Below are 13,883 nucleotides of genomic sequence, written 5' to 3'. Positions count from 1 at the left end.
ATTCAGTCCACATCCTTTCGCGCGAAATGTATGGCTCCAGGCAGGATTACCAGGAGTCCAAGCAACAGGCCGGCTCCGCTGAACAGCCAAGGACGCGGATCACTCCAGGCTAAGACCGGCCAGGAGAGCGGGAACCATTCCGTGAAGTACACACCGAACGGGCTGACCAGCGACAAGGTCAATCCCACCGATACCGGAAGGGTCTGGTTCCGGCTGGATAGAGAGAGCCACAGCTGGAGTGCAATGACAGGCATGGCCGCAGCATAAGCGGCGAAGCCTATCCGCAGGACATCTGCAAACGGTATCGGCTGAGCGCCGAATCCGAGCAGCAGCCCGAGGACGACAGTTCCTGCCGACAGCAGCAGGCAGGACACGATAAGCAACAGCAGGCAGAGCAGCAGCTTCGCCATGAACACAGCCGTACGGGAGACAGGCAGCGCCAGAAGCTGCTTCCAGGCGCTGGTCTGATGCTCGACATTCGCAATCAGAGAGCAGATCAGTGTGCCTCCAAGATACAGGGCAATCGGTACGAAGGGTACGACCTCACTGAGCAGGCCACCCCACAGGTCCTCCCGGTACTGCCCGCGAAGATAGTCATAGCGGAGGCCGAAATTCAGCCCCTGCATGGCGATAAGACCCAGCGGGCCGAGGAAGGCGAGGAACCAAATGCCTTTGCCGCGGATCTTAAGCCAGTCGGCCGACAGCGCACGCCACATCATAGCTCCCCTCCCCCAACCACCTGCAGGAAGAATTCCTCCAGAGATTGCCTGTGCTCCTCCACCCTGTAGATCGCGTGACCCTCCTCGACCAGCTCTTTGACCAGCAGCGATACTCTCGCATCACTCATCCGGGGCAGGACCAGCCGGCCCTCCTGCAGCTCGCCGCCGCAGCCGCGCCGCACCGCCGTCATCAGCGCAGTCTCCGGCTCGGATAACGCCAGACGCAGATGGCCGGCCGCCTGCTGCTGGAGATGTGCAATGGTATCCTGATAGACCATCTGCCCCTCGCGGATAATGCCTACCGTACCGGCCATTTGCTCAATCTCGCTCAGCAGATGGCTGGATACCAGAACCGTAATGCCCTGCTCCCCAGGCAGCCGCTTAATCAGGGAGCGGATCTCCTGTATGCCTGACGGGTCCAGTCCGTTGGTCGGCTCATCGAGAATCAGCAGCTCCGGGCTGCCCAGCAGGGCTGCCGCAATCCCCAGCCGCTGCTTCATGCCCAGCGAGAAGCCCTTGACTGGCCGCGTCTCCTCCCCGGTAAGCGATACGATCTCCAGCACCTCGGCAATACGCACCTTGGGCACACCCAGAATGCGGCGGATCGCCTCCAGGTTGTCCCATGCACTCAGATGCCCGTAGTAGGACGGCGATTCCACCAGCGAGCCTACCTTGCGCAGAATCTGCATCCGGTTCGCACGCAGCTCCTTGCCGAAGATTTCAATGCTGCCGGAGGTCGGCTTGATTAGGCCGAGAAGCATGCGGATGGTTGTTGTCTTGCCGGCACCGTTCGGTCCGAGGAAGCCGTAGATTTCCCCTTTTGTAATATTGAGATTCAGGTTCTTCACAGCCGCACGGCCGCGGTATTCCTTAAGCAGATTTCTTGTCTCTATCACTGTATCCTTCATTCTCTTCACCTCGGTAACAGCATAACGCCCCAAGGTTAAAAGCACGGAAGCAGCAAGTTTAAATTTTGTTTAAATTGTTCGGGGTGTCCCGCTTCCAGATCACAACCTCGGTCCCCTTCGCCGTGCTCTCCATGCTCCATTCCAGGTCCATCCGTTTCAGCAGCAGATCGACAATCGACAGGCCCAGGCCGGCTCCTGCGGAGTCCGTGCTCTGCGCAAGGCCGCCGCCGTGATCGGAGATGATAATCACCCGGTTACCCTCACGGATCTCCGTAAGTATTCCAACATATAATCCGCTGCGCGCATGACGCAGAATGTTCTGGAACAGATTATCCAGCACCCTGCGGAACCAGCTGTCATCGATCTCCCAGTACAGCGGCGCTCCCTCCAGATCAATCTCGATCTGGTACCCCTCCTTCTCCCACACCGGATACCAGGCGGCGGCGCTCTCCCGCACCAGTCTCAGCACATCCCGGCGTTCCGGGTGCAGCGCAATGCGTCCGCTGTTCAGCAGATTGTAGGACAGCAGGTTCTCAATTAGGATGCCAAGGCTCTCAATCCGCTGATCCATCAGCTCAAGGGAGGACTGGCCATGCGGTGACAACGGCTCCTTGCCCAGTACATGGAGGTGGCTGCGAATGACGGTCAGCGGAGTCCGCAGATCATGCGACAGATCGGCCACCAGCCGCTTGCGCAGCGCCTCTTCTTCCGCCTCTCTGGCACGGCCTGCCTTAAGCTCCGTCACCATGGTATTGAATGCTTCCTCCAGACGCCCGATCTCATCCGGCTTCCCCGGCGGAACAATCTGCGGCAATCCCTCCTGCCCGGTGAACACCATAGCGGTCTGCAGCCGCAACAGTCTTCTGCGGATCATGATGAAGAAGAACCAGGAGCTGGTGATGAACAGCAGGAAGAACACCAGCATGGCAATCGTATACCATTTATCCAGTCCTGCCCCATATTTGCTTTCCGTAATATCCTCAGGAATCTGCATGACCATGAAGCCCTCTGCGGCCTCTGCCCGGTCTCCTATAAAAGCGACAATCGCCAGCGGCTTCAGCACCGCACTGTCCTTCATGAAGGATACCGCTTCAGCGGCGCTCCACTGGACGGGAACAGCCGGAGCCTCTCCCGTCAAGAGCAGCGGCGGTCCTGAAGGCTCTGTCACCAGCTGTGTTGTGCCCGCAGGATCGACCCAGAATATTCTCGACAGCGGATAGGCTTCGCCTAAGGCCGACAGCCGCTTGGTAATATCCGCCGGGGGTTCACCAAGAAGCTTGCGCGCTTCCTCATGCCACAGAATCTCCAGCTTATCTATACTGGAATACTGTTCATACTCCTTGGGTGGACTTGTATGAGTAGCCCCCGCGAAGATGCTGTATACGGCAATCGTCAGCGGAATAACAACCGGCACGAACAGCAGTGCAGCTACAATAATCAGCAGATAACGAAAAAGAAGCGAACGGTGCAGCAGCTGGAAACGCCCTGCCCCCTTCACCCTCTCACCCGGTAGCCGATCCCCCGGACCGTCTCAATAATCTCCGGCGCGGCCGGATCAAGCTCCAGCTTCTCGCGCAGATAACGGATATGTACCATCAGCGTCTTGTCGCCTTCGATATAGCTCTCCCCCCAGACCGCCTCATAGATCTGCTCCTTGGTCAGAATCTGGCCCAGATGCCGCAGCAGATAAGAGAAGATCTGAAACTGCTTACCGGTAAGCATAATTTCCCGTCCGGTCGCAGCTTCCGTGACCACACTGCTCCCCGGTATGACAACCAGATGCTTAAGGGTCAACTGAGCGGGCGCGGCAGCGCCGCTTCTTCTCAGCAGAACCTCGATTCTCGCCGCCAGCTCATCGGGATGAAACGGCTTGGTCAGATAATCATCCGCGAAGTCCAGCCCCTGAAGCTTATCGTCAATGGAGGTGCGCGCCGAGAGCATCAGAACCGGCAGCTCCGGATAGGCCCGCTTCAGCCGCTGGCCGACGGTGAAGCCGTCCAGCCCCGGCAGCATCACATCCAGAATCGCAAGCTGGCAGCCCTCTGCAGCTTCAAGCGCCCCGTCTCCGCTCTCCAGCCAGCGCACAGCATATTCCCGTTCCCGCAGATCTGCAGCTACGACACTGCCGATCTCCCGGTCATCTTCTACGTACAATAGGGTTACACTCACGTTGTTCTCCGTCCTTTCTTCCTTCAACTGGCAAAACAAATCCCCGGATACCGGCAGTCTTGAGGTCTGCGGTATCCGGGGAGAATGATCCTTGCTGTTCAGGCCGTAATTCCAAACCTTCCCGGAGGCTTATCCTCCGGCAGCCCGAACAGATAGCCTTGTCCCAAATCCATACCGAGATCACGGCAGACCAGGAATTCCTCACGGCGTTCAATGCCTTCGGCCAGCAGGCTTGCACCGAATTCTCCGGCCCTGGAGATTATCTCCCTAAGCATCCGCTGCTTCCCCTCATCCCTGTCACAGAAGCTGATCAGACTGCGGTCAACCTTGACATAATCAGGCTGGAGGCTGGACATCAGTTCAACGGTCGAATAGCCCGCGCCCACATCATCCAGCGCAACCCGCATCCCCTGCTGGCGGTATTCGGCGAAGATGGCGCGCAGATGGGCAATATCGCTGATCTGCTCCGTCTCCACTACTTCAAATACATAGTCCGCCGGGTTCTGGTCCAGCCTCCGGATCGCCTCGAAGGTATGAGTAAGACAATACTTGGGATTATAAATAGAAGAGGGCAGGAAGTTAATGAACCGCTTGATGCCCTTAGGCAGCAGCTTACTGCTGGTCTCTATTGCCGAGATCCGGGCGGCCCGGTCAAGGAAGGAGTGAAACCCTGTCCGCCGGGCAATCTCAAACAGCTCATAAGGCTGAAAATAACTGCCCTGGGGCAGCGGGCGCAGCAGAAATTCAAAGCCGACAATCTCCTCGCTGAAATTCACAATCGGCTGCATGTGGCTGCAGAAATCATGGCTCATAATGATGGACACCAGATTCTCGTTAGCGAAGCGGACCTTCAGCTGATCGAAGGTCAGCCACCGTTCCGGGGCCGCAGGGGCACCTTTGCTCTTAACGCATACGGATAAGGAGTCGGCTATGTCCTCAGCCGCCACCAGCCATTCTATAAGCTTCAACAGCTCTTCCTTACGATGATATGGAATGGTACAGGTCTTGCTTGTCTCAAATACTTCATAACCGGCATTCCGGATGGCAGCAGCCAGCGGATCAGAGCAGGGGCGGAGCTTCAGCTCCCCTTGATCCTCTATCGGGTCGATGTCAGCACAATCAACACAGTTCATGGCAATCCCCTCCGCCTCATGATGTCGATAACCTGAGGTCATTATAGCATGATTCCTTAGGCACAATCCGAAAAGCAGCAGCAGAAAGGGCCCCCTATGAACCATGGAGGTTCCTAAGAGGCCCGGATTGCCGGACTATATAGTACTTAGGCTTAGGCGGAACTTATCCGTTACCGGCCACTGCCATCCTTTTACCGGAGACAACCGCTTAAGACTGCCATACCCCGTGCTCACCGTTCTTACCCATATATTCAATCCGCGAAGGGGACAGCTCAAGAATGACATAATCGGGATCATCCGGTCCCTTGAACCATTTCTCCAGGGACTCATTCCATACCTTAGAGCGCAAGCTATCATCCTTCGTCACAGCAACTGTAGCTTCAATCTCCAGTACATCCTTGCCGCCGCCCTGTTCATAGCCAAGCAAGAGACTAGCATTCGGATTATCCTGAAGCTCTTCTACCTTATGAGTCTTGCGGTTAGTTGCCAGATAGATGGACAGTCCGTCATGAAATATCGCCATGTAACGCACCTTAGGCTTGTTACCGGCCTCAATCGTGCCGAAGGAACCGAACCTGTTGTCGTCCAGCACCTGTATGATTGTTTTCTCCAGCTCTTTGTTATCCATTGACGTCACAGCTCCCTTCAAATTCATGTGAATATAAGTTTATATATTCACGTCCACGGTTTGGATTTATGATTAACCTGTGCCTAATATAGTGTACCCTTCCCGTTCATTCTGAATCCCGCCATCTGTTCATAAATTGATTCATAAGGAGTCTTATTCTTGAAAAAACTAATCTGGATCGGCTGTCTCTCCTATTTCGTAATCGGCCTCGCCCATGTCGTCCTGGGCTCCATTCTTCCGGTGCTGCTCCAGCATTATGACCGCAGCTACAGTGCAGGGGGCGAGCTGATCTTCAGCCAGTTCGCGGGCTTCCTGGCCGGCGTACTGGTCTCGCCGCTGCTGAACCGGCGGTTCGGCAAGCGCGGCGGTATTCTGATTGCCACAGGGTTGCTGCTCTGTGCCGAGATTGCCTACGCCTTCCTCCCGCCCTGGGGCTGGATGTACGTAATTGCCGTAGCCGCAGGGTTCGGCTTCGGGATGATCGAAGCCGTCATCGGCACGATTATTATTGCCGCAGTCACCGAAGGAACGGCGGTTGCCATGAGCCGGCTGGAGGTGCTGTTCGGTGTCGGGGCGCTGCTCATGCCGCTGGCGGCCAGTCCGCTGATTGCCGCCGGGCAGTGGAGGCTGGCCTTCCTGATCGTTGCCGCCTTCTCCCTCCTCTCGCTGCTCTTCTGGGCGAAGAGCAGATTCGGCCCGCTGGACAGCGCGCTGAATGAGCGGCCTGCCCGCCCTGACCGCGCTGCGGCAGCGGAAGCGGGAACCACCAGACGGTTGTCCTTGCCCTACAAGGGCAAGCAATGGGTCGTGCTGGGCTTGTTCATTCTGTTCTTCTTTCTCTATGTAGGCACTGAGATGAGCCTGGTGAATTTCATGCCGGCGATCTTCATTGCGAAGCTGGGCATGAGCGAGGCCGCGGCTGCACTCACGGTGACCTTCTTCTGGCTGGCCATGTCGGCGGGCAGACTGTTCGCCGGTGTCATCGCCGAGAAGATTTCCTACCGCATCTATGTGCTCGTCAGCTGCTTTGCCGCTTTGCTGCTGCTCGTTATTTTCCCGTTCGCCGGTCACCGGCTTGCCGCCTTTGCCATCATCCTGCTGCTTGGCCTGTTCATGTCCGGCATCTTCTCCATCGCGCTGGTCTTCTCCAGCAAGCTGCTGCCCGGCGCGGAAGAATCCACGCCGAGCATTATGATCGCCTCCGGCGGAGTCGGCGGCGCGGTGCTGCCGCTGCTGACCGGCTGGTCCATGGATCATCTGCAGATCGCCCAGACCTCGGGACTTTTGGCCGCTTTTGCCGCGCTGTTATTCGTGCTGAGCGTGACCGCCTGGAGAATCGGGTAATTGTATACAACAAGGTCCATATTCTGTGAATAAGGATGGAACCCACACATGGCTGAACTGCATTCCGAGCCCACTCTGCATACCGCCTTGCTGCAATTCATTTTCCCCTTCTCCATCAAGGCCGAGGTCGATGAAGAGCTGATTGAGAGTTTACAGCAGGATGGATTTACGCGTTTTTTTCTTGAGAACAAGGAACTGGAGCATGCCTATTACGGAGAGAACCACTGTGTATCCCATGAGAAAATGGAGCGCAGCTATCTTCCTTTTGCCGCCCATGTCTTGTTTCCGCATGAGAAGGACAGGGATTCCTTCCGCCGCTTTTCCCGGGTGAGTGATCTGCTGTGCGGGCTGCAAATGCCCTTTCAGACGGTTCCCTTCCGCGTGCTGTCGACCGATGTGTTCCTCTGCCCGTTCGAGCTGGGCTTCCTGACGGTAAGAGTGGCTATTGAGGAGGAGAATCTCCCCTTCAGCATGGTACTCGAATTCGCCGACCGGTTCCGCAACCTGGAGGATGTAAGCGTTCAGGATGAGCATACCTTCATCCATTGTCATAAGAAGTCTTTTGCCCGGGTGGAGGACTTCGTGTTCAGGCATCTGGCAGCCGGGCTGGAGCCGTATCTCGATCCTGCGGAGACGAATGGCAATTATTTCGAGACCCTGCCCTTCTTCGTCGATGAACGAATGCTGGTGCAGGCCTTCTACGGCGTTAATCTCCCTGAGGACGAGGAAGAGATCAGTGTCGAAATGCTCTACCGTGCCTCTCAGGTGGATGGTCTGACCATCGACGGCAGCCCCTACATGAGTGCAAGTGATCCGGATTATATCAAGCAGTACACCCGGGAGCATTGCTATAGCCGCTGGGGGCCGGACACCTACTATATGACCAATGAGCAGACCTTCTGCTGCGTGAGCCGGGCGAAGCCGGAGATTGCCGCAGGCCTGATCAGCCAGATGTACGGAGAGTATTATTACGGAATGCTGCTGAGTATTTTTCATAAAATCGTGCTGCTGAAGCTCGCCAACCTCCACTCCCGGCTGCGTATCAACCACGACAACGATGAGATCGAGAATCTGATCTTCCTGATCAACAAATTCTCGGCCAAATTCTACTTCCTGGAGCTGATTTCGCAGTCGCAGGGGCGGGAGATTTTTTTTCAGCTGCGTAAGGTGTATGGCAATGATGCGCTGTTCGATGAGGTGAAAATGACCCTGAATGACCTGTTCCAGTATCAGGACAAATTCCAGGCCAAACGGCGGGATACGCTCCTGATGGTGCTCACCGTATTTACGGTCATCAGCGGGATCTACGGGATGAATCAGGTCATCGAGGATCTGAAGGGCCAGATTGACTGGAGCAAAATGCTGGAGTACTCCGCGTTCGAGTATCTGGCTCTGTTCCTGACCTTCTCGGGGATCACCGTCAGTGTCGGCTTAACGCTGAGAGAGATCTGGAACGGCATCCGCAGCCGCCGCAAGAAGCGGCATTATACGAGGGATTAAGGCACAGAGGGTGGACAATGTCGAAGCTGCCGTCTATAATACACCGTAAGAACATAGCAATACCCGTGAACTTTATAGAACCAGGGGTGCTGGAATTGGCCGGCTGAGATTGTATCCCACAAGATACTGACCCTTATACCTGATCTGGATAATGCCAGCGTAGGAATCATCATTCGGCACAGTGCCTTAAGCGGTACTGAAGCTGAATTCCCCTCACGCAAGTAACTGGCGTCCCGATCTTCGGGACGCTTTTTTGATTCTAAGGATGTACAGGAATAGGGTTTCTGTAAGCTCTGAAGACCAGGGGTTGCTGGAAGGAGAGAGAAAGAGAAATGGGAGTCAAAAAAACAGTAATGCTGCTGCTCAGTTCCATGCTGGTTCTCACAGTCGCGGGATGTGGCGGCGGGAACAACAGCGGCAATGCGGGGGCCAGCGCACCTGCTGCCGGGAACAGTACGGCTGCACCTGATGCAACCGCAGTCGCACCCACAGATGCACCTAAGGCGCTGACTCCGGTCAAGATTGCCCTGGACTGGACGCCGAACACGAATCATACCGGCCTGTATGCAGCTAAGGAGCTGGGCTATTACGCGGAGGAAGGTCTTGACGTACAGATTGTACAGCCAGGCGCTGCCGGGTCTGATACTATGGTCACTTCCGGCGAAGCCCAGTTCGGCATCAGCGCCCAGGAGGCGCTGACCCTAGCCCGCCTGCAGGATGTGCCGCTGGTGTCGATTGCTGCAATCATTCAGCATAATACCTCGGGCTTTGCGGCTCCGAAGGACCGCAATATTAAGACGCCGAAGGATTTTGAAGGCAAAACGTACGGAGGCTGGGGCTCCCCTGCGGAGCAGGCTGCCATGAAAGCCATCATGGACCCCGAAGGCGGGGATGTCTCCAAGGTGAAGCTGGTGAATATCGGCGAAGCGGACTTTTTCACAGCCGTGAAGCGGGATATTGACTTCGCCTGGATCTTCTATGCCTGGACCGGGGTGGAAGCCGAGCTGCGCGGGGAGCCGCTGGATATGCTCTATCTTAAGGATTATGCGCCGCAGCTGGATTACTACACACCGGTGCTGACCACCAGCGAGAAGGAGATCGCCGAGCATCCTGAAGTGGTGAAGGCCTTCCTGAAGGCTACGTCCAAGGGTTATCAGTACGCTATCGATAACCCGGAAGAAGCCGCGACGGTACTGTCGGATGCTGTACCTGATCTGGACCCCAAGCTGGTGCTGGCCAGTCAGAAATGGCTTAGCCCGAAATACAAGGACGACGCCCCGCGCTGGGGTGAGCAGAAGCTTGAGATCTGGAAGAATTACGCCGACTGGATGTACGGCCTGAAGCTGCTGGATAAGCCGCTGGATGCGGAGAGTACGTTTACGAATGAATTTTTGCCGGAATCATAATGAACCCGCATGGCGGGAATCTTATACTTAACTTGAAAGGATGATTGATCATGGCTAATACACTGCTCAGCATTCAGGTAATCCCCAAGACACCGAACAACGAGGATTCCATCCCTTACGTGGACAAGGCTATAGAGGTGATTCAAAAGTCAGGCGTGAAGCATCAGGTGAATCCGCTGGAGACTACGATGGAAGGCGAGCTATCCGAGCTGCTGGATATTGTGCGTGATATGCATGAGGCGCTGGTCGCTTCCGGCAGTCCTAGTGTCATCTCACAGATCAAGATCGCCCATAATCCGGGCGGCATCAGCATGGAGAAGCTGACGGAGAAATACCGGCCGTGAGAAGCACCTGGAAGCTAGTGTGGCCGCCCTTTGTGGCGGTCCTCTTTTTTGTCGGGATATGGCAGCTATCGGTCATGCTGTTCGATATCCCGGCTTACCAGCTGCCCAGCCCCGCGGATATCGCGCGTGAGACGAAGAATAACGCCTCCGGGATCTGGGAGCACACCGCCGCCACGCTGCGGCTGACCCTGATCGGCTTCCCGGTCGGCACAGGCATCGGCCTGCTCACCGCCTTGCTGCTGCATCTGCTGCCCTGGGTCAAGCGAGCGCTCTATCCGCTGCTGATTCTCAGCCAGAATGTGCCCTCCATTGCGCTTGCCCCGCTGCTGATTATCTGGTTCGGCTTCGGCCTGCTGCCCAAAATCATCCTGATCACCCTCGTCTGCTTCTTCCCTGTGGCTGTTGCGACCATGGGCGGGCTGACGCAAAGCGACCGGGTAATGCTGAATTATATGAAGATGGCAGGTGCAGGCAAGTGGCAGATCTTCACCAAGCTGGAGCTTCCCGGCTCGCTGCCCTCCCTGTTCTCCGGGCTCAAAATCTCCGCCACTTATGCGGTGATGGGCGCAGTGGTCGCCGAGTGGATCGGCGCCGACAAAGGGATCGGCTACTATATGCTGCTGCAGAAGTCCTCTTACCGTGCGGACCGGATGTTCGTGGCCATCGCCATTATCGTGCTGCTGAGTCTCGTATTATTCGCGCTCATTGCCCTCCTGGAGAGATGGCTGGTGCGCTGGAAGCCGCGCAAGGAAGCTTAATGCCACGGGAGGATATCCCAACACGGAAGTACTTATAATTAACTGAAGGAGGTTACGCGAAGTGTCTGAGCTTACGAGGATTGAACTGGAGAAGGCGGACGGAGACGGACGCCTGGGAACACGGAGTGTGCCGCCTGCGCTCGAAGTCAGCGGCATCAGCAAGTCGTTCAAGCACCGCCGCCGGGAGACACAGGTGCTGAATCAGGTCTCCCTGACCGTGGAGCCGCAGGAATTCGTCTCCATTGTCGGCCCGTCCGGCTGCGGCAAAAGCACGCTGTTCCATATCATCGGCGGCCTTACGCTGCCGGATACCGGAACCGTCCGCATGAATGGCATCCCGGTGACCGGGCAGCGCGGCAAGATCAGCTATATGCCGCAGCAGCCCGCGCTGTTCCCGTGGCGCAGCACACTGGACAACGTCCTGCTTGGCGGCGAGCTGCAAGGCGCCCCGCAGCGGGAGGCCCGCGAGGCTGCGCGCCACTGGCTGGCGAAGATCGGCCTCGGCGGCTTCGAGCGGGCCTACCCGCACATGCTGTCCGGCGGCATGCAGCAGCGGGCCGCCTTCCTGCGGGCCATGCTCGCGCCGCAGGAGCTGATGCTGCTCGACGAGCCGTTCAGCGCGCTCGATGCGCTGACCCGCGAGCAGATGCAGCGCTGGCTGCTGGAGCTGTGGGAGGAGAACCGCCGTTCCGTGCTGTTCATCACCCATAACATTGAAGAGGCGCTGCTGCTCTCCACCCGCATCTATGTTTTCTCGGGGCGTCCCGGCTCCGTCCTCCACACCGTGGAGGTCCCCTTCCCGCGTCCGCGCCGCGAAGAGATCGCCGATTCGCCGGAGTTCCTCCGGATGCGGCGCCAGCTCTCAGAGTGGATGCGCGAAGAGCAGGCGAAGAGCCAGAGCTAAGTAACCACTCCGGCGGTATAACCTCCCCGTGTAGGGAGGTTATTTGCTATGTGCCCGCCAGCCTAATGTGATCGTTTTTTCGATTATATTTGGACCACGCTACCCCTCCAGTCCCATTGTGGTCGGTTTTTCGATTATATTCGGACCACGTGCTGCCCCCAGTCCCATTATGGTCGGTTTTTCGATTACATTTGGCCTACGCGCTGCCCCCAGTCCCATTGTGGTCGGTTTTTCGATTACATTTGGACCACGTGCTGCCTCCAGTCCCATTGTGGTCGGTTTTTCGATTACATTTGGACCACGTGCTGCCCTACATCCAGCCCTTGTCCTCCGCCAGCCGTACCGCTTCAATCCGTGTTTTTACCTCCAGCTTGCTGAGGATCTCCGAGATGTAGTTGCGGACCGTGCCATAGGAGAGGTGGAGCGCCGCGGCGATCTCTCCGGCGCTGCGGCCTGCGGCAGCCAGCTTCAGAATCTCCCGCTCCCGGTCCGAGAGCGGGTTCTCTTCGCGCAGGCTGCCGAAGACCAGCTCGGGCGAGACCTCGCGGCCCCCGCCCATCACGCGGCGGATGGCATCCGCCAGCTTATCCACCGGCTCATCCTTCAGCAGATACCCCTGAATCCCGGCCTTCACCCCGCGCTCGAAATAACCGGGACGGGCGAAGGTGGTCAGGATAATGATTTTGGTGCGGCAGCCCCGCGACTTCAGCAGCTCGGCCACCTCCAGACCGCTCATCAGCGGCATCTCAATATCCATCAGACACACATCCGGCTGGACACGCTCGATCAGAGCCAGCGCCTCCGCCCCGTCTCCCGCTTCGCCTGCTACCTCAATATCATCCTCCAGATCGAGCAGCGATGCCATCGCGCCGCGCAGCAGCCGCTGATCTTCGGCAATTATGATGCTGATCATGCCGTTTCCCCATCCTTTCCATCCTTCACTACTCTTGGTGTGACCACCGTCAGCCGGGTTCCCCCTCCGGGTCTCTGGGCAAGCGTCAGTGAACCGTCAATCAGGGCCAGCCGCTCGCCCATTCCCTTCATGCCATTGCCGTCCCGGCGATCCGTGCTCTCCGAGCCGCAGGCATCTACCCCTATGCCGTTATCCTCCAGCGTAATCTGTACCTCGCCGGGTGTCATTACGATGCTGATCCGGCACTGGTCCGCACGGCTGTGCTTGACGATATTGGTCACGCCCTCCTTGATGCAGAGGCTGAGAATACTCTGCGTCAGATCGGATACGCCCGGCAACGCTGCATCCCCTTCTACCTCAAGCGCAATCTCGGCGCTGCGCAGCATCTCCGCTGCCTCAACCAGCTCTTCGGCAACTGAGACTGCACGCATCTCTGAGACCAGCTCCCGCACCTGGCGCAACGCGGCCCGCGAGGTCCGCTGGATCTCACGGGCTTCCGCCTGCGCCCGCTCGGGATTTTTGACAACCAGCTTTTCAACAAGCTGGCTTTTCAGCGTAATCAGTGACAGCGTGTGTCCCATCGTGTCATGCAGATCGCGGGCGATGCGCATCCGTTCCTCGCGCTTGATCATCTCTCTAATCACCTCATTGGCCTGATCCAGCTCCTTCTCCAGCATCCTCCGCCGGTTCATGGAGCGGATACCGAAGGGAGTAATCAGCATCATCAGCGCAAAGGGCACCATGAACAGCAATCCCCCCGTGCTGTACATTTGATCCAGGGACAGCAGAGCCAACGTGATCAGCACAGCTGTGAATATGGCCAAGGCCCGTCTGAACCGGCGCAAGTCGGTATACCAGCCGATAAAGTTGCTGGTGAAGAAGCCCATATACATATTGTAGGGGCTATAGACTACGGTTAGCACGACAATAATCAGCATCTGCAGCCCCAGCCAGGCCGTATACGTTCTCTCTTCCGCCCAGTAGAGCTGGCGGTAAATCACCAGGAACAGCAGGAGCAGCGCCACTCCCCACACCAGCTTATAGCCGCTGTAGCCATCGAGATTCAGCACCGGGAACACCAGATAGAACAGCCAGATATAGGGGAAGAAACCGAATCTTTTCGGAAATATCCGGAACTGCTTACGTGCCACCATGGA

The 13,883-nt window shown here is 57.2% G+C and carries 15 protein-coding genes and 1 riboswitch; of the genes, 6 read left to right on the top strand and 9 right to left on the bottom strand.

All coding sequences use genetic code 11. From position 1 onward, the window contains the following. Window positions 1-2: 2 nt before the first annotated feature. The 6 genes from MKY12_RS00555 to MKY12_RS00530 all read right to left on the bottom strand — a co-directional run bounded on the left by MKY12_RS00555 (window position 3) and on the right by MKY12_RS00530 (window position 5,557). Window positions 3-719 carry an ABC transporter permease gene (locus MKY12_RS00555; protein WP_339312476.1) on the bottom strand — a complete coding sequence of 239 codons (717 nt, stop codon included), beginning with the start codon at window positions 717-719 and terminating at the stop codon, window positions 3-5. Then, window positions 716-1,627 (bottom strand): ABC transporter ATP-binding protein, encoded by a 912-nt coding sequence (locus MKY12_RS00550; RefSeq protein ID WP_036732796.1) that lies wholly within the window; start codon window positions 1,625-1,627, stop codon window positions 716-718. Before MKY12_RS00550 ends, MKY12_RS00555 begins: the two co-directional genes overlap by 4 nt. 58 nt (window positions 1,628-1,685) lie before the next feature. Further along, the gene (locus MKY12_RS00545) at window positions 1,686-3,125 is read right to left on the bottom strand and encodes a histidine kinase dimerization/phospho-acceptor domain-containing protein (protein ID WP_339312474.1); all 1,440 of its coding nucleotides are present in this window, start codon (window positions 3,123-3,125) and stop codon (window positions 1,686-1,688) included. Then, a complete protein-coding gene (locus MKY12_RS00540; RefSeq protein WP_036732799.1) occupies window positions 3,122-3,796 on the bottom strand; it encodes a response regulator transcription factor in 675 nt (224 codons plus the stop codon). Before MKY12_RS00540 ends, MKY12_RS00545 begins: the two co-directional genes overlap by 4 nt. Before the next feature lie 98 nt (window positions 3,797-3,894). Further along, on the bottom strand, window positions 3,895-4,929 hold the full coding sequence (locus tag MKY12_RS00535) for an EAL domain-containing protein (protein ID WP_339312472.1): 1,035 nt from the start codon (window positions 4,927-4,929) through the stop codon (window positions 3,895-3,897). A 208-nt stretch (window positions 4,930-5,137) separates the two neighbouring features. Next, window positions 5,138-5,557, bottom strand: a complete 420-nt coding sequence (locus MKY12_RS00530) for a pyridoxamine 5'-phosphate oxidase family protein (protein WP_339221824.1) — start codon at window positions 5,555-5,557, stop codon at window positions 5,138-5,140. Window positions 5,558-5,716: 159 nt separating this feature from the next. Here MKY12_RS00530 and MKY12_RS00525 point away from each other — a divergent pair, with 159 nt between their 5' ends. The 6 genes from MKY12_RS00525 (at window position 5,717) to MKY12_RS00500 (ending at window position 11,813) form a co-directional block, all read left to right on the top strand. Next, entirely contained in the window at window positions 5,717-6,901 is a 1,185-nt protein-coding gene (locus MKY12_RS00525; protein WP_339312471.1) for an MFS transporter, read from the top strand. Window positions 6,902-6,949: 48 nt separating this feature from the next. Further along, window positions 6,950-8,401 carry a hypothetical protein gene (locus MKY12_RS00520; RefSeq protein ID WP_339253144.1) on the top strand — a complete coding sequence of 484 codons (1,452 nt, stop codon included), beginning with the start codon at window positions 6,950-6,952 and terminating at the stop codon, window positions 8,399-8,401. 72 nt (window positions 8,402-8,473) lie between these two features. Continuing rightward, window positions 8,474-8,584, top strand: a riboswitch (TPP riboswitch). Between the two features lie 149 nt (window positions 8,585-8,733). After that, window positions 8,734-9,807: an ABC transporter substrate-binding protein gene (locus MKY12_RS00515; RefSeq protein WP_339312470.1), complete on the top strand. Its 1,074-nt coding sequence runs from the start codon at window positions 8,734-8,736 to the stop codon at window positions 9,805-9,807. 50 nt (window positions 9,808-9,857) lie between these two features. Further along, window positions 9,858-10,151, top strand: a complete 294-nt coding sequence (locus tag MKY12_RS00510) for an MTH1187 family thiamine-binding protein (protein ID WP_339312468.1) — start codon at window positions 9,858-9,860, stop codon at window positions 10,149-10,151. Continuing rightward, a complete protein-coding gene (locus tag MKY12_RS00505; RefSeq protein WP_209877388.1) occupies window positions 10,148-10,909 on the top strand; it encodes an ABC transporter permease in 762 nt (253 codons plus the stop codon). Before MKY12_RS00510 ends, MKY12_RS00505 begins: the two co-directional genes overlap by 4 nt. A gap of 79 nt (window positions 10,910-10,988) precedes the next feature. Further along, the gene (locus MKY12_RS00500; protein ID WP_235192090.1) at window positions 10,989-11,813 is read left to right on the top strand and encodes an ABC transporter ATP-binding protein; all 825 of its coding nucleotides are present in this window, start codon (window positions 10,989-10,991) and stop codon (window positions 11,811-11,813) included. 99 nt (window positions 11,814-11,912) lie between these two features. Here MKY12_RS00500 and MKY12_RS00495 read toward each other — a convergent pair whose 3' ends face one another. The 3 genes from MKY12_RS00495 to MKY12_RS00485 are packed head-to-tail and all read right to left on the bottom strand — an operon-like array spanning window position 11,913 to window position 13,880. Next, on the bottom strand, window positions 11,913-12,083 hold the full coding sequence (locus MKY12_RS00495; RefSeq protein ID WP_339312466.1) for a hypothetical protein: 171 nt from the start codon (window positions 12,081-12,083) through the stop codon (window positions 11,913-11,915). A gap of 40 nt (window positions 12,084-12,123) precedes the next feature. After that, a complete protein-coding gene (locus tag MKY12_RS00490) occupies window positions 12,124-12,726 on the bottom strand; it encodes a response regulator transcription factor (RefSeq protein WP_339312464.1) in 603 nt (200 codons plus the stop codon). Further along, window positions 12,723-13,880, bottom strand: coding sequence for a sensor histidine kinase (locus MKY12_RS00485; protein WP_339312462.1), 1,158 nt, complete (start codon window positions 13,878-13,880; stop codon window positions 12,723-12,725). The genes MKY12_RS00490 and MKY12_RS00485 overlap by 4 nt, the downstream gene beginning before the upstream one ends. Window positions 13,881-13,883: the final 3 nt, after the last annotated feature.

This window comes from Paenibacillus sp. FSL M7-0896 (genome assembly GCF_037975415.1).
Taxonomy (GTDB): domain Bacteria; phylum Bacillota; class Bacilli; order Paenibacillales; family Paenibacillaceae; genus Paenibacillus_AQ; species Paenibacillus_AQ silagei.
The sequence above is the reverse complement of the archived record's forward strand: the minus strand, read 5'-3'. Positions and strand labels throughout refer to the sequence as shown.